Source organism: Dickeya undicola (assembly GCF_000784735.1).
GTDB lineage: Bacteria > Pseudomonadota > Gammaproteobacteria > Enterobacterales > Enterobacteriaceae > Dickeya > Dickeya undicola.
Genome location: NZ_JSYG01000037.1, coordinates 143,122 through 159,869, shown reverse-complemented (window position 1 = coordinate 159,869; position 16,748 = coordinate 143,122). Strand labels below are relative to the sequence as shown.

The following is a 16,748-nucleotide window of genomic DNA, read 5'->3' as shown; positions in this document are numbered from 1 at the left end:
GGTTTCATCGGTTCGCCCGCCATGAACCTCATCACGCTGCCTTGCGAAGACGGTGCAATGCGGCTAGGTGAGCAAATGCTCCCTCTGCCACCGCACACTAACCAGCATCAGCAGGTGATTTTCGGCATCCGCCCGGAACACCTTTCCGATGCCCCTGAAGCCGAACAGCATACGTTGCGTCTGTCTGGCATCGTGACGCAACGAGAATTGATGGGCGCGGACTATCTGCTGCACATCAGCACGCCGATTGGCGAACTACGCTACAGCCGCAAAAACCGCGGCGACGCCCCGATGGTCGGCGATACCGTCAACCTCGGTTTTTCACCTTTTGATGTTCATCTTTTCCATGCTGATACACAGCAGAATTTATACCAGGAGACGTCTCATGCATAAGCCCCTGAAACAGCGATTACAGGCGCTCACCCTCGGCATTACGCTGGCCTTCGCCGGTTCGGCACTGGCTAAACAAAACATCGATTTCATGTTCCCAGCCCCCGTGGACGGCAAACTGACGATGGAAATGACCCGCATCATCAAGGAGTTCAACAGCGCCCAGCAGGATGTGGAAGTACGCGGGATTTTCACCGGTAACTACGACACCACCAAAATGAAAGCGGAAGCGGCACAGAAAGCCGGTCAGCCGCCCGCACTGGTGATCATGTCCGCCAACTTCACCACCGACCTGGCACTGAAAAACGAAATCCTGCCGATGGACGAGCTGTTCAAATTCGGCAACGAAAAAGCCGGTACGTTTTTGACCAACGAATTCTGGCCAGCCATGCGCAAGAACGCACAGGTCATGGGTGTGACCTACGCCATTCCGTTCCACAACTCGACGCCAATCCTCTATTACAACAAAACGATGTTCGAAAAAGCCGGTATCACCCAGGCACCGCAAAACTGGCAGGCGCTACTGGAAGATGCCAAAAAGCTGACCGACCAAAGCAAAGGCCAGTGGGGTATCATGCTGCCGTCCACCAACGACGACTACGGCGGCTGGATTTTCTCCTCGCTGGTACGCGCCAACGGCGGCAATTACTTCAACGAGGACTATCCGGGCGAGGTCTACTACAACACCCCGACCACCATCGGCGCGCTACGCTTCTGGCAAAACCTGATCTACAAAGACAAAGTGATGCCGTCCGGCGTTCTGGACTCCAAACAGATCAGCGCAGCGTTCTTCTCCGGCAAACTCGGCATGGCGATGCTGAGCACCGGCGCACTGGGTTTTATGCGCGAGAATACCAAAGACTTTGAACTGGGTGTGGCGATGCTGCCCGCCAAAGAGCAGCGTGCGGTGCCGATCGGCGGTGCCAGCCTGGTCAGCTTCAAAGGCATTTCCGACGAACAGAAAAAGGCCGCCTACCAGTTCCTGAGCTATCTGGTCAGCCCGCAGGTCAACGGTGCCTGGAGCCGATTCACCGGCTATTTCTCACCGCGGAAAGCCTCATACGATACGCCAGAAATGAAAACCTATCTGGAAAAAGACCCGCGTGCTGCCACCGCGCTGGAACAGTTGAAGTACGCCCATCCGTGGTACTCCACCTATGAAACCGTCGCGGTGCGAAAAGCGATGGAAAACCAGCTGGCGGCGGTGGTGAATGACGAGAAAGTCACGCCGGAAGCGGCGGCCAAAGCCGCCCAGCAGGAAGCGGACACCATCATGAAGCCCTACGTGGACCAGACAGCGTTGGCTCCAGTGAAATAATCTTTCTGCACTATAGCGGACGAGATTGACGAGATATTAGTTACGATGCCGGCTTGACCGGCATCGTTTTTTCTCAACGAACCCGATCGCCAGAGCCCTGGCCGACGACGGTTTGTACCAGATAAGTGAAGTAATGTTTTACCGACAGGGTCTGGATCATGCGCTGATCCCACTCTGCCAGTTTCTGCGGCGTGGACATATCGATAGCGTTAACCTGCGCCAGCCCGGTAATCCCCGGCAATACATCAAAGACACCCCGCGCCTGACGCTCGGTAATCAGTTCCTGTTGATTAAACAGACAAGGACGCGGCCCCACCAGGCTCATCTCGCCTTTCAGCACATTAATCAACTGAGGCAGCTCATCCAGCTTGGTTTTACGCAAAAATGCGCCTAACCGTGTCACCGAACTACGGCTGGCAAGATGTGTCGCCACCGACTCAGTCGCCACCGCCATCGTGCGGAACTTGATCAGATTAAACGGGCGTTGATGTCGGCCAACCCGCTGCTGAATAAACACCGGCGAGCCGGTATCAAATAATCCCAAGACATAAACAATCAGCATCACCGGCCACAGGCACAGCAAGCCAATCAGCGCCAGTAACACATCCAGAACACGCAGCATGATAATCGGTCAACCTTCTTTTTTGGATTTGGACTCGGGAACGCCGGACATTTTCGCCAGAAACGCCCGCGCCGTGATGGCAATCGCCTGATGATAAGGGACGGCGGGCTGCCAGCCAAGTTGTTGCCGGGTTTCTCGGATATCCACCTGTAGTGAACCCAGCAGGCGCTCCGCCACCGCAGATTTTCCCAGCAGAGCCGCGGCGCTTTTCAATACCCACGGTGACAGCGGCCAACAGCGGCTTTTCACGCCCAGCGCCGCGGCGATATCCGCCAGCAGCTCAGCGGTGGAAACATCGTGGTCGTCCGACGCCAGCCACACCCGTCCCGGAGCCTGTGGATGGCGCAAACTCAGCAGAATCAAGTCAGCCAGATTGTCCACAAATACCAGACTGCGCTGATTATGAACCGCTGCCAGTGGTAGCGGCACACCTTTGTTGACCCAGTTCATCATCGCCCGGAAATTGGCTTTGACACCCGGCCCGTACACCAGCGGTGGACGAATAATTACCACCTCAATGCCGGTTTCCTGCGCCAGACGCATCAGCCCTTGTTCCGCTTCATATTTGCTCAGACCATAAGGGTCGGTCGGCGCTACGGCTACGTCCGGTTGGAAAGGCTGACCTGGCGGGGTGACCTCGCCATTCACCTTGATGGAACTCACAAAAACAAAGCGCTTAACACCAGCTTCTGCGGCCTGTCGCGCCAATCGTAACGTCCCCGCGACATTGGTTTCCCGGTAAAGCGCTAAGGCATCACCGCCGTCCTGCATCTGGTGCACTCTGGCAGCACAATGCACCACGGCATCGACTCCCTGTAGCGCTGACATCCAGTCTGTCGTGGCGGTCAAATTGGCACGAATTATCGAATCATCGCCTGCGTCGCTATGTTCACTGCCGTGCAAAACACAGGTTATGCCTTGCTCACCCGCCAACGCGACGACCCGGCTTCCGACAAACCCGCGGCTTCCCGTTACTAAAATTTTCAATGTAATTACCTTCCTGAATGGCTCGGCTCATGATACCCGGCATAGCGGCATAACTAAAATTAAGATGAGCACATCTGGTCAAGACATTGTTAGACCACTAAAATACCCCGCTAATACCATTCTATTGTCGCACACGGACATTCAGGCTCTGATGTTTAAACTTATTCCGCTTTTGCTTAATGCAGAGCGCGCCACTAAACGCATAGTGACGGTACTCTATGACGTTATCGCCATCGTTGTTTCACTGTATCTGGCTGTTGCCGTCCGTTTAGGCACCACGGATTTTTCTGTTGGTTATGCTGAAATAGCCAGTGTTGCCGTAACATTATCCATCACCATCTTAGTGTTCATACGCTGTGGCATGTACCGTGCCGTATTGCGTTACATGATGCTACCCGCAATCGGGTATGTATTTTTGTCCGTCTTTTTATCCGCTATCAGCCTGGCACTCAGTAGTTTCTTTTTTCAGTCATTTGTCCCTCGAAGCGTGCCGTTTATCTATGCTGGTCTGGCAACGCTCGCACTGGGTAGCCCTCGAGTACTCATTCGAACATTCTATTACCACTACTATAAACGACAGAAACCGAACGTTTTTATCTATGGCGCAGGGGCTACCGGGCGAGACTTGCTGTACGCGTTAATACAGGGGGACGAGTATCACCCCGTTATCATCCTTGATGATGACGAGAAAAAAATTGGTCAGATCATTTGCGGCATCAAAGTACATCACAGTAGTGAATTTGAGAGACTGAAACCATTGTATCAGCCGGTAAAATTATTATTAGCCATCAATAATATACAAAAAGGGCAACGGCTGAGATTACTGGAAAAGCTCTCTTACTGGCCAATCGAAGTGCAATCCGTGCCCTCAGTTGAAGACATTGCCGCAGGCAAAGCAACAGCGACAGAGATACGTGACCTGGATGTTGCGGACCTGCTGGGGCGTGAAGCGGTTGCTCCGGATAAGCAACTGGTGGCGAAAAATATTACGGGTAAATCCGTGATGGTCACAGGGGCAGGTGGGTCAATTGGTGCCGAACTTTGCCGTCAGATTCTAGCCCAACGCCCAAAGACGCTGGTGCTATTCGAACTGAACGAATACAACCTCTATACCATCGATCAGGAATTACAGGGTATTAAAAAGCGCCTGATGCTTGAGACAAAAATCGTCGCGGCATTAGGTTCGGTGCAAAAGCAGAACCGCGTACAAAAGCTGATACATGCTCATCAGGTCGAAACCATTTACCATGCCGCCGCCTACAAGCATGTGCCGTTGGTTGAGGACAATGTAATTGAAGGGATTCGCAATAACGTTTTTGGCACATTAGCCTGTGCTGAAGCGGCGATCGCCGAAGGGGTACAGAATTTCACACTGATCTCCACAGACAAAGCGGTACGCCCTACCAATATTATGGGCACCAGCAAACGGATGGCTGAATTAATTTTGCAGGCGCTGGCGGAACGCCAAAACCAAACAACATTCACCATGGTACGCTTTGGGAATGTACTGGGTTCATCCGGTTCAGTCGTCCCGTTGTTTAAAAGGCAGATTCGACAAGGTGGTCCGGTCACAGTGACACACCCGGATATTATCCGTTATTTCATGCTTATACCCGAGGCGGCACAGCTAGTCATACAAGCAGGTGCAATGGGGATTAACGGACAGGTGTTTGTGCTGGATATGGGCGAACCGGTCAAAATACTCGATTTAGCCCGCAGGATGATTAACCTGATGGGGATGAAAAGCTATATAGAGGGTCATGGCCCTTCAGAGGAAGGCGATATCGCAATTAAATTCACAGGATTGCGCCCAGGGGAAAAACTCTACGAAGAGTTATTGATCGGTGAGAATGTGGCGGGAACTAGCCATCCGAAGATCATGACGGCGCAGGAAGAGAAGCTGAGCTGGCAAGAGATGGAACAGTTACTAGATAAACTGGATAAGAATTGCCATGAGTTTGATGTCGAGACAATTAAAGAGCTCTTATTAAATGCGCCGACTGGCTACTCCCTTGGCTTGAGAGAATGCCAAAAGTAAAGATGGGGAGGAATATCCACAGACTACTGCCGGCACCGACTGCATCAGTAGTGCGTACAGTTAGGGTGTTAGATAGAACATGTCAACGCAGGGATATACTTTAGCAATCTATTTCATAGCAAGCTGATAAGTCAAAACTGATTTATATAGAACAAATAAAATCGACATACCATGTGTTTTCTGCTCACATTAACCAATGTATATTGAGCAAAAACACTGGAACTTTTACATCTATTCAAAGCACAGGTAAAGTCACATAACATTTGCAGTGGATATAATCAACAGATGATCTTGAATGAGATTAATCTGGGAAAATGTAAGTTGATAGATTAAGGCTATGATACATTAAAGATATTCACAAGATTATATCTATTACTTTCCTCTCATATATGCGAAAAAAAATTAGAATTACAGGAAACCTACAATAAAATGAATCCCGATAAACTTACTTCAAGTCAGTAATTCGGGTGAGAAAAGCTAACACACTTGCAACTGTAAGTATAAAGTGCATATTTTTGCACAAGAAATAAAAAATGTATCGCTTATTCATAAAATAGAAACATATAATACATCAACGGCATAGAATTCATATAACCATTTGGAATAAATTATGGGTATTTATAGATTTATACTTGCTACATTGGTGATGTTTTCGCATTGTCAAATAACATTTTTGGGGAAAAATGAAGGTGTATCTGCTGTTGTTTCCTTTTTCTTGATTAGTGGGTGTGCCATGACACATCTGTTAAATAAGACGTATGCAAAGAAAAACCAACTACTCCAATTTTATATTGATAGATGCTTAAGGTTATTTCCACAATTTGTTTTTTATTTGGCTATAACTTATTTGTTATATTCTTTAATGGGCCAAGGCCTCTCAATTGGCAAGTTGATAATAAATTTAATGATGCTGCCGTTGAATTTTTTACAGTATATAATTATGAATACATAATCATCCCGCAATCTTGGTCCCTGGGGATTGAAATGCAGTTTTATTTACTATTCCCTATAATTATTTTATATAAAAAAGAACTACCAGCATTAGCTTTCTCCGTTCTCTCATTTTTAGTGGCCTTCTTCGGCATTGTTAATTCGGATTACTTTGGGTATAGAATGCTATCCGGCATGCTATTTGTATTCATAATTGGTTCATTTATAGCTCAGGACAAAATAAAGGAGATTTTTATTTTCTACATTTTACTTATAGTAATTCTAATATATCCCACAACAAGAAGTTATTTGGGAAATGGATTCAACATTGAAATAATAGCAGGCCTATTAATAGGAGTCCCTATTGTTTTCTTACTAAATAAAATAAATTCCAAAGGTGCTTTGGATACATTTCTTGGCGACCTAAGCTATGCTATATATCTAAATCATTCAATTCCAATATCTATTATCCATAAATACAAAGGGAATGATGTGAATTTATCAGAATATGTCTTTTATGTTTTCTCCATTTCTTTTCTCATGTCCATCATCAGTAATATATTGATAGAATCAATATCGCAAAAATATAGAAGAAAAATTAGAAAAAAACTAACATTTTGATTGTTTGGTAATTCACTAAGGTATAAACGAGACAGGTATAGAGTTTTGTGGTCTACTGATTTACTAACAAATTCAGTGAAATCATCTCTATGCCTTTTTATGTGTAAATTTGTCATTCCCCCAGAATTTATGATCCTCCCCACCATCAGTGGACACGCGACTAAGTGAGTAAACTCTCAACCAGAGGTGATTACTCATGACAAAACCAGCATCAACCAGCAAAACGGCCCGTAAACAGTATACACCCGAATTCCGCGATGAAGCTCTGAAACTCGCTGAACACATCGGTGTCGCTGCCGCTGCCCGCGAGCTCAGCCTTTATGAATCCCAGCTCTACAACTGGCGCAGTAAACAACAGCAACAGATGACCACCTCAGAGCGCGAGAATGAACTGGCGGCCGAAAATGCCCGCCTCAAACGCCAGCTGGCTGAACAGGCCGAAGAGCTGGCCATTCTCCAAAAGGCCGCGACATACTTTGCGAAGCGCCTGAAATGAAGGTTGTCTTTATCGAAAAACATCAGGCAGAGTTCAGCATCAAAGCCATGTGCCGGGTGCTTCGGGTCGCCCGCAGCGGTTGGTATGCCTGGCGTTGTCGCCGCCATCAGGTCAGCTCGCGTCAGCGGTTCCGACGTGTCTGTGATGATGCCGTCAGTAAGGCATTCAATAACGCCAAACAGCGGTACGGTGCCCCGCGACTGGCTGATGAGCTACCGGAATATAATGTGAAAACCATTGCTGCCAGCCTGCGCCGTCAGGGGCTGCGGGCAAAAGCGGCCCGGAAGTTCAGTCCTGTCAGTTACCGGGAGCACGGGCTGCCTGTGTCTGAAAATCTGCTGAAGCAAGATTTCATCGCCAGCGGTCCAAATCAAAAATGGGTGGGAGATATCACGTATTTACGTACAGATGAAGGCTGGCTGTATCTGGCCGTCGTCATTGACCTATGTCGCGTGCTGTTATTGGCTGGTCGATGTCATCGAGGATGACGGCACAGCTGGCCTGTGATGCGCTACAGATGGCACTGTGGCGGCGTAAACGACCGAAAAACGTTATTGTTCACACTGACCGTGGCGGGCAGTACTGCTCAGCGGATTACCAGAGCCTGCTGAAACGGCATAATCTGCATGGGAGCATGAGTGCAAAAGGTTGCTGCTACGATAATGCCTGTGCGGAAAGCTTCTTCCACTCACTGAAAGTCGAATGCATCCATGGTGAACGCTTTGTCAGTCGGGAAATAATGCGGACGACGGTATTTAATTATATCGAGTGTGATTACAATCGGTGGCGCCGTCACAGTGCCTGTGGCGGTATCAGTCCGGAACAATTTGAAAACCAGAACCTCGCTTAGGGCTGTGTCCACATTACGTGGGTAGGATCACTCTACTGAATGCCCAGAAAAACCATGAAAATCACGGACAGCACGGTAAAATAATGGAATTGTTTCTTCTTCATTAAAAACAGGTACAACAAGAGATATTTTCATTACTCTGCCCTAAATACGATGTAAGTCGAGTATATAAATCCGACGAATAAACTTATCAAAGAGAAGCATAACAGGGTTAAAATTGGACTTAGCTCCACTCTATCCGCCAGATAGCCACAACCTAGAGCGAGCAAGCCCATGAACCCCACATATAAAAAATACTTTGCAGTAGTGTGCTCTACTTGATAAGTCCATTTTGCATTAGCAAAAAAACTAAAAGTAACAGCCATACAGAAAGCAGCAAAGTTACTAATCATTTGCTGTTGACCAAATGATGAATAAACAACTGCAAAGGTCAACCAATGGATGGCGGTGTTGATCCCGCCAATCAGGCATATCTAAGAAAAATTTTCAACATGGTTTTATACAGATTAAGGGTGATGCCTCTAATTAGTTGAATCTGGTATATAATACGGGATTTTGAGGTTCTATTATGGCCAGCGTTAACGTTCATTGCCCCCGTTGTCAGTCTGCTCAGGTTTACCGCCATGGTCAGAACCCTAAAGGCCACGACAGATTTCGCTGCCGTGACTGCCACCGAGTGTTTCAGCTCATTTACGCTTATGAAGCCCGTAAGCCTGGTATTAAAGCGCAGATCACTGACATGGCCTTCAATGGTGCTGGGGTTCGCGATACCGCCAGGACACTGAAAATTGGCATTAACACCGTCATCCTGACTTTAAAAAACTCGCGCCAAAGCGCATAACGTCCTCGCCCGTTACCCATGCTGATGTGGCGCTTATCTGCGAACTTGATGAGCAATGGAGTTTCGTTGGCAGTAAAGCACGGCAGCACTGGCTCTGGTCGCGTACAACACCAAAACAGGCGGTGTACTGGCCTACACGTTTGGTCCCCGAACCGATGAAATCTGCCGGGAGCTATTGGCACTGCTTACGCCATTCAACATCGGCATGATCACCAGCGACGACTGGGGCAGCTATGACCGGGAGGTACCGAAAGATAAGCATCTGACCGGAAAAATATTCACCCAACGTATTGAGCGTAATAACCTGACACTTCGCACCCGCATTAAGCGATTGGATCGTAAAACAATCTGCTTCTCGCGTTCAGTTGAGATCCACGAAAAAGTCATCGGAGCGTTTATTGAAAAATACATGTCCTACTAATTGGATGCATTACCATCCGACAGATACCTGTATAAATAACCGGTAACTGTCAGATCAGGTTTGAGATAATACAGCCACAGTCAACGTAGCAATATACTATCCAATAGTATAAAGTCGAAAATTACTAGCATCTAGCTATCTTATTGTTTTCTTTATACCAAGTATATGTTTTCTCCAGTCCTTCGAATAAATTATAACGAGGAGAAAAACCTATAGTTCTTAAATTACTTACATCATAATCACGCAAGTACTGTCCATCAGGCTTGCTACTATCCCAATTTACTGATCTCTTTAAATTAGAGATCTTAGAAAGCATTTCCACTACTTCATAGATAGTGTGAGTCATACCAGTCGCTAGGTTAATAGGCCCAGTAAAGCTTTCTGCTATCATACGCATTGCATATGCAGCATCATCACTGAACAAAAAATCACGTTTTGCTTTTCCCGTTCCCCATACGCTTACTTCACCATCATTTCTCTCTGCGTTATAAAACTTAGAGATAAGAGAAGGGATAACATGCCCCCATTTCTCATCAAACTTATCATATGGTCCATATAAGTTCGTTGAAATACAAAATGCATAATCCAGATCATATTGATCCTTGTAGGCCTCAAGATGAGCTAGCATAGACCGTTTACTATGAGCATACGGGGCTTCAGAATAGTGAGGAGCGCCATTCCAAACCTGATCTTCACTCATAGGTAAAATCACATTATCTGAGTAGATTGCTGAAGATCCCATGGCTATAATCTTCTTTACTCCACATTTTTGGCTAGCATCAACAACGTTAGTGTTAATTCTTACGTTATCTAGATAGGCACGACCTTTGTTCTGCAGGTTGCCCATGATTCCATAAACGCGAGCAGCCAAATGGTACACTATTTTAGGTTTTACTTCTTCAAAAAACGCTTCTGTAAGAGATTGATTTCTCAAATCAACCTGAGCGCTGGAAATAGAAACGACATTCATATATCCAGCCTTTTCTAATTCTTGTTCCAATGCTCTGCCGATAACACCTGACGCACCAGTAATTAGCACTTTATCAGAATACATTCCACACCCCGCAAAATAATTTTTTTCTATGAAAAATATTGATTAGCGACAGCAATCGCATCACCATCCAATTTAAGTTTTCCGTGTTCAAGCCACAATACTTTATTGCAAATTTTGTATATCAGTTCTTTTGAATGGCTGGCAATAATCAATATATTAGACGATTTCACCATTTCTACCATTCTCACTTCGGCCTTATGCTTAAAATTTTCGTCTCCGACAGAGAGCCACTCATCCATTATCAGGATCTCAGGACGTAGTATAGTAGAAATTGAAAAAGCAAGCCGAAGATGCATGCCACTAGAATAAGTCCTAAGAGGCATATCAATAAAATTACCCAACTCAGAAAACTCTATGATCTCATCAAGCTCCCTGGTAATTCTCGCTTTGCTCATCCCAAGCAACGCACCTCTTATATATATATTCTCTCTTCCTGTAGCCTCGGGGTCGATGCCCAAAGATATATCGATAAGAGAACCAATTTCACCTTGAATATCAACACGACCTGATGTGGGCTGATAGACACCACTCAACACCCGCAGTAATGTACTCTTACCAGCACCATTATGTCCTAACAGTCCAACTCTATCACCATCATTGAGAGTAAAAGTCAAATCCTCTAAAGCACGGACAACTACTTTCCCTTGTCCATCAGCCCCCAACTGACCACCTGTTGTTGCTCGTAAAAGACTATTTTTCAGAGAGCGCTGACTAGCATTATATATAGGAAAATCAACACATACATTATTAAATACAATCGAGGCCATTATATCTTCGCTTCTCAATGTTACAGCCAATATGCAATTCTATTTCTATACCGGCCATATACTAAAATAGTTATACTCCACCCTAAAATAGCTAAACTAGCGGAAACCCCCCAACTAATCAAAGAGGGATAATTGCCAAGGAGAGGAGCTCTTATCACTTCAATCAAATGATATATTGGATTAATATCAAGCAAATATAAACTTGAACGTTTAGGCAATAAATTCGGCATCCACATAATCGGTGTAAGATAAAAAACCACCTGTAATATGCTATTAATAATCTGGGATAAATCTCTGTAGCGCGTACACATTATACCTAAAATTAGTGAAATCCACATTAAATTAAGTATTACAAAAAAAAAGCCAGGGATTGACAGTAACATTATGAAGCCAGGTAATTTCCCGACTGATAAAAAAACCAATGGCAATATAATTATATTGTGCAATAAAATCAAAACATTCCGCCACATCATCCTAAGAATATGAACAAACAAAGGGATAGACAGTTGTTTAATAATTCCTTCAGAGCTAATAAAAGCTGTACATCCTTCAGATACAGTGGCAGACATGAAAGCCCATATAATCATCCCAATAGAAAGAAAAGGGAAAAAATCTATCATAGGAGAATTAAATATCTGACCAAAAACTATACCAATAGTACCGATCATAACGCCCATGCTCATAGTAAGCCAGAATGGCCCAAGAGCAGAACGCCGATATCGTTGTTTTATATCTTGCCACCCTAACATACTAAAAAGAGAATATCTCTTGAAAGATTGGGTTATATCTTTGATAGCGATTCTGCTAGTACAGCCTTGCATCGTTCTAGAACCTCTCCTTAAAAAGGACTTAGTATACCCCTATTGTATAAATAAAGTCTTCAAATTAATATGAACCTAAAACAAAGACAAATTTACCAATTAAGATATTAATAGCCTACATTTGACTGACAGTTATAAATTGATTATCACGAAGTTTATTCAATCATATTTAGCTCAAGCAACAGGCACCTGGTATATATACGATTTACGCAATATTCTCCATATGGAACATAATGAAAACTCGCTTATCTTTACTAAGAAAGATAAATTAAGCAATCCTGATTCAAAATAAAGTAACCTAACGACATCAGTAGCACAGCACTATACGTCGAGACAGCACCGATATTATCGGCAAGCTAAAATTGATAAACAAAATCAGCTTAGTACCATTTAAAACACTCAGCGAATATAATCAGATTCATAAAACATTACAAATATGATATCCAATTTCTTTCAGCTTGCGTTTTCGTAAGAAAGTAAAGAGAAAAATCATAACCTAGAACATCAAACAGCTGTTTATGTTTTTTATATATCTTAAACATATAGCTTGTTGGAATAAGCTTTTTATATAATCCAGGCATCCCTTTCCATCCATGCCGGTTAGGAGTTCTTTGCATATTTTCGATACTATTTTTTTCTAGCATGTCATAAATAGCTTTTTGAGAACCACCGAATCTTTCAACTAAAGTGCCCAACTCTCCAACAGGATCCGCAACACAATCCTCATATCGAATTTTGATAACATTCGGATCTTGCCACCAAAATTCAGATACCGATAATAAATTATATGCACCAAAACTCAATGCATAATCTAAGAAATCAGTTGAGGCAGATGATGCTAGCTTTAAACTATCCGGTATGCTCCCATTACCATCCAGCCACCTTGATGTGGCTTTTTCATATCGAATGTAATGCAAAATAGATAGTAGAACATCTAATGGATGCCGAGCTACACAAATTACTTTGAAATGGTTATCGTCTAACCACTTCTGAAAGCCTGGCTCCCTATACCAGTGTATTTGTAAAAAAACTCTTTCAGGCAACTCATCACGAATATCTGCAATATTGTGCACAGCCATTTCAGGCATATTCAAAGAGCCAGCAATCACACTGCGGATCCATGAATTACCACTTCTAGGCGAACTGACAATAGCAATTCTATTAACTTTCTCAGCTATCACAAAATTACTCACTCTTAATAAAATGAAGCTCTATTGCTGGATTTATATAAGAAACAGCGGTAGATACATTACTTACGACATGATAAAGAGTCCGACAATGGGACATGGTGATCGCATCCCGGATGACTTCCCAAGCCATTCGAAACGACCAACTGTCAGGATCCGCAGCGACGAGATGCTGAACCTGGAATCCTTCAGCCGCTTTATCTTCATCAGATAAGGCGTCATAAAGTTCATCTTCAGAGATCTTCGTCCTGCGAACATCGTCATAAAAACAGACTTTGTCTTTAAAGACATCTTTAAATTGAGCCACAACTCGATCTTGATCTGTCGCTAAAAAGACTCCCCAATTGTCATCATGAATACTAAAACCTAATTGCTCCACTTTTTCAAAAATAGCATTGATGAATAGTTCAGCATGTGCTATGCACATCCCAGGTTGCTCGATCATATGACTCGGATGTTTCACATGAGCGGCTATCATAAATTTTTCATTAAATTTCTGGTGACAAAAATCTTCTATTTCACGCTGATATTCATCTCTAAGATGAATATGCCTCTTATATACTTCATGATATTGTTTCCGGAATCGTTGGAATTCTCCACTAATATATAAGTCATATGCATAGACATAAGTTAATAATGGTTCACGGTGCTGGTTCCAGGTTGTTTCTGGCAGAACAGATTTAGAGTATAAGAAATGCTCATCATTCATCTGTTCATCACTTAGATCATATAATGGTTTAAATATTTTTAACCATATATTGCCATCATCAGGTTTCCCATAACAGAAACTGATTAGTTTTTTATCTCCCTGGCGCTTAAGTAATCTTGATACATCCCAATCAGGTAAAACCATATGACATTTATCTTCATTAACATCCCAACACAGATGGCTCATAAAAGCATTAAATACAGAGAAAAAACCACCATCATGTGCAGGTAAGACATATCTATTTCTGACTGATAGTGATTCGCCATGCTCTCCTAATATTTTCTTTGCTATATTCCTACACGACACTGGGATATGAGAGAATGTAGAGCTTTTTTTTGTATCTTTGAATTTAATTATCTCAGGAACAATAGTTTCAGCAAAACGTACAGCCAACGCAGAAAATGAAAATTCAGCAGCGCGTTGGCGACGTAATCTTATTTCCTCACAAGATGAATGCTGAAGAAATGATTCATAAGATTTTCTTAACCAAAAACGAGCATCTTCGACTGATACACTAAACTGGTGACCAATAATAAGATTATCGATCTCAGGATAACGCGCAGGCGTTCTAATCGAAGCCGTAGCACCATAAGTACCTGGAATACCGAGTAAATCATAGTGGGGACCAATTTCAGATAAAACCAATTGCTTGCCAAGAGCCAGCGCTTCTCTCGGACCTATTGAATATCCCTCACCTCGAGAGAAATTGACAAAAATATCAAATGACTCTAATAAGTTTAACTTCTCAGCATTGTTCAGATTCGAATGACTTAGAACAATATTCTTTACATTTAATTCATTCGTTTTCTTTTGTATATCATTTAAAACGGAACCAATCGCAAGATTAGAATGCATGACAAGCTCAACATCATCTTGCCCTTTGAATTCCTCTATAAATGCATCAATTAATATGTTGCTACCTTTTCTTTTATGAAAAGCTGCAATAGATCCGAATCTGACAACCTGATCATTCTTTCTGAAATCCCGACAAAGAAGTTCATCAAAATCTAAACCAACAGGTAATGTGCCAACTGCAATTTTAATACCACTATTAATAGCAATCTCTTCAAGATGATGGCTAGTAAAATAGGCCACATCGAATCGTTCGTTAAGTATACTCACCCATTTATTAGGAAATAAATCTGAATCGTAAGCAATATGAGCGATACGTAATACATTAGAAGAAAGAGGAATTAGTGTATAATTTAAATCATACTCACCATTCCATAAAACATCAGTATAAAAATAAACCTTTATATTAGAAAAATCCTTACATATAGGAATCAATCTATTATTAGGTAGAGATATATACTCTTGTGCATGTGGAGGTAAATCTGTAGGATACAGACAAACAGGGAAATATCTGGAAAGAAGTTCACAAGCTGAATAGCACACAGCACCAATTCCTGTAGAGAAATTAGTACGGCCGATAATACATATTTCCGGTGTTCCTTGCATAAAATGAATCATTTATAAATCCACTTTTTAATTATACGAAAAAACCAAGTAACTTTCCATGAGCTGCTATTGATAAAAGCAGCAACATTTCCATTCAACATGGCATTGCTTTCATTTAATCGTGTAATCTCATTATTATTATTTTTTATAATTTCGTTAAGCCGTTCAATTTCACGATCCAACTGATGAATTCGAATATATGCGTTATTTCTCTCTTTTTGAAGCGAGCCTATACAACGAGAGCTTTCGAAAAGCTCTTGATAACAACTATCAATTTCTTGATCTTTTTTATAAAGAACTGAATTTAATTTTTTATTTTCTTCATCCAGCTTCATCTTATCCCATTTCTCAAAATTATCAAACCAATTAGGCGGTACAGAAAAATATGACTCTAACAGAGGCAACTTCTCATTAGAAACATAATATCGGTTAAGCCCATCAAAATAAACAAACTTATAACCAGAGTCAATAACAATACTTTCCCAACTAGAGTGATTAGGAATATTAGTGTTCGGTAAGGTAGATTCAATAACAAGGATCCAGGGGCGATATTTTTTAAAATCAGCCCCAAGTAAAACATTTCGCTCATTCCCCTCAACATCAATCTTCAGAAAATGAATATCGTGTGAAACAAACTCTTCGCATATATCAGCTAATGTCCTGACATTTATCTGAACAGATAATACGTCTTTACCTTCTCTACGATATTTTTCAGCTATTTCATCGATAGTAGTAGACAAGCCATTCCCACCATCTACAGAATATAAACTAGCATTTCCATTATAGCTATCAATGGCTATATTTAGATTGATATCACGGCTTCGTTGCGATTTTACTAATTCATAAGCACTCTTTATTGGCTCAATATTAATGCCATACCATCCACGATCATAAAATGACTTTGTCACTGAATCATAAAGTGGATCACAAGCACCTACATCAATATAAAAACCAGGCCCAAATGCATTCAGCGCTCGCCATAGGATTACATCTTCAAAGTTCTGAGCATACGAGACAAATTTCATCGTACTCTCCATCATAAGGTTAGGCTCTACTACAAGTTAGTATTTAGAAAATAATCCATACCCTAAGGACTGAAAGCGCTATCTAACAAACAATACTATCAAGATGACAGCGTATCCTATACTTAGAGATCAACGACTAAACCATTTTCTGGTGAGTAATATAGACTCCTAAACAATAACTTATTAGCAATAAAAATAACAAGAAAACAACAC

General features: G+C 42.8%; 12 protein-coding genes and 4 pseudogenes. 6 read left to right on the top strand and 10 right to left on the bottom strand.

Annotated elements, in window-relative coordinates; genetic code table 11:
* On the top strand, positions 1–393 hold a 393-nt coding region (locus OB87_RS17870), incomplete at its 5' end, for a TOBE domain-containing protein (protein WP_033570753.1).
* Positions 386–1,708, top strand: coding sequence for an ABC transporter substrate-binding protein (locus OB87_RS17865; RefSeq protein ID WP_033570743.1), 1,323 nt, complete (start codon positions 386–388; stop codon positions 1,706–1,708). The genes OB87_RS17870 and OB87_RS17865, both read left to right, overlap by 8 nt.
* Before the next feature lie 73 nt (positions 1,709–1,781).
* On the opposite strand, the gene OB87_RS17860 is transcribed toward OB87_RS17865, so the two are convergent.
* Positions 1,782–2,330: a sugar transferase gene (locus tag OB87_RS17860; protein ID WP_033570742.1), complete on the bottom strand. Its 549-nt coding sequence runs from the start codon at positions 2,328–2,330 to the stop codon at positions 1,782–1,784.
* Between the two features lie 9 nt (positions 2,331–2,339).
* Positions 2,340–3,317: a UDP-glucose 4-epimerase family protein gene (locus tag OB87_RS17855; protein ID WP_033570741.1), complete on the bottom strand. Its 978-nt coding sequence runs from the start codon at positions 3,315–3,317 to the stop codon at positions 2,340–2,342.
* Between the two features lie 151 nt (positions 3,318–3,468).
* Between OB87_RS17855 and OB87_RS17850 the strand changes: the two genes are divergently transcribed.
* The 3 genes and pseudogenes from OB87_RS17850 (at position 3,469) to OB87_RS20095 (ending at position 8,252) form a co-directional block, all read left to right on the top strand.
* Positions 3,469–5,355: a polysaccharide biosynthesis protein gene (locus OB87_RS17850; protein ID WP_033570752.1), complete on the top strand. Its 1,887-nt coding sequence runs from the start codon at positions 3,469–3,471 to the stop codon at positions 5,353–5,355.
* Positions 5,356–5,965: 610 nt separating this feature from the next.
* A pseudogene (locus OB87_RS17845) lies at positions 5,966–6,906 on the top strand (acyltransferase family protein).
* Between the two features lie 196 nt (positions 6,907–7,102).
* Positions 7,103–8,252, top strand: a pseudogene (locus OB87_RS20095) (IS3 family transposase).
* 30 nt (positions 8,253–8,282) lie between these two features.
* On the opposite strand, the pseudogene OB87_RS21200 reads toward OB87_RS20095, so the two are convergent.
* Both OB87_RS21200 and OB87_RS20090 read right to left on the bottom strand, forming a co-directional pair.
* A pseudogene (locus OB87_RS21200) lies at positions 8,283–8,387 on the bottom strand (glycosyltransferase); the annotation flags it as partial.
* The gene (locus OB87_RS20090; RefSeq protein WP_318026092.1) at positions 8,387–8,686 is read right to left on the bottom strand and encodes a GtrA family protein; all 300 of its coding nucleotides are present in this window, start codon (positions 8,684–8,686) and stop codon (positions 8,387–8,389) included. The pseudogene OB87_RS21200 and the gene OB87_RS20090, both read right to left, overlap by 1 nt.
* Before the next feature lie 134 nt (positions 8,687–8,820).
* On the opposite strand from OB87_RS20090, the pseudogene OB87_RS20420 reads away from it, so the two are divergent.
* Positions 8,821–9,514, top strand: a pseudogene (locus OB87_RS20420) (IS1 family transposase).
* A gap of 124 nt (positions 9,515–9,638) precedes the next feature.
* Here the strand turns inward: OB87_RS20420 and OB87_RS17815 are convergent.
* The 6 genes from OB87_RS17815 to OB87_RS17790 form a co-directional block, all read right to left on the bottom strand.
* Positions 9,639–10,568, bottom strand: a complete 930-nt coding sequence (locus OB87_RS17815) for a GDP-L-fucose synthase family protein (protein WP_033570735.1) — start codon at positions 10,566–10,568, stop codon at positions 9,639–9,641.
* Between the two features lie 26 nt (positions 10,569–10,594).
* On the bottom strand, positions 10,595–11,335 hold the full coding sequence (locus tag OB87_RS17810; protein ID WP_033570734.1) for an ABC transporter ATP-binding protein: 741 nt from the start codon (positions 11,333–11,335) through the stop codon (positions 10,595–10,597).
* 20 nt (positions 11,336–11,355) lie between these two features.
* On the bottom strand, positions 11,356–12,156 hold the full coding sequence (locus tag OB87_RS17805; protein WP_033570733.1) for an ABC transporter permease: 801 nt from the start codon (positions 12,154–12,156) through the stop codon (positions 11,356–11,358).
* 428 nt (positions 12,157–12,584) lie between these two features.
* Positions 12,585–13,337: a sulfotransferase domain-containing protein gene (locus OB87_RS17800; RefSeq protein ID WP_152605907.1), complete on the bottom strand. Its 753-nt coding sequence runs from the start codon at positions 13,335–13,337 to the stop codon at positions 12,585–12,587.
* Between the two features lie 4 nt (positions 13,338–13,341).
* A complete protein-coding gene (locus OB87_RS17795) occupies positions 13,342–15,510 on the bottom strand; it encodes a glycosyltransferase (protein WP_200884319.1) in 2,169 nt (722 codons plus the stop codon).
* An 8-nt stretch (positions 15,511–15,518) separates the two neighbouring features.
* The gene (locus OB87_RS17790; protein WP_050515748.1) at positions 15,519–16,535 is read right to left on the bottom strand and encodes an FkbM family methyltransferase; all 1,017 of its coding nucleotides are present in this window, start codon (positions 16,533–16,535) and stop codon (positions 15,519–15,521) included.
* Positions 16,536–16,748: the final 213 nt, after the last annotated feature.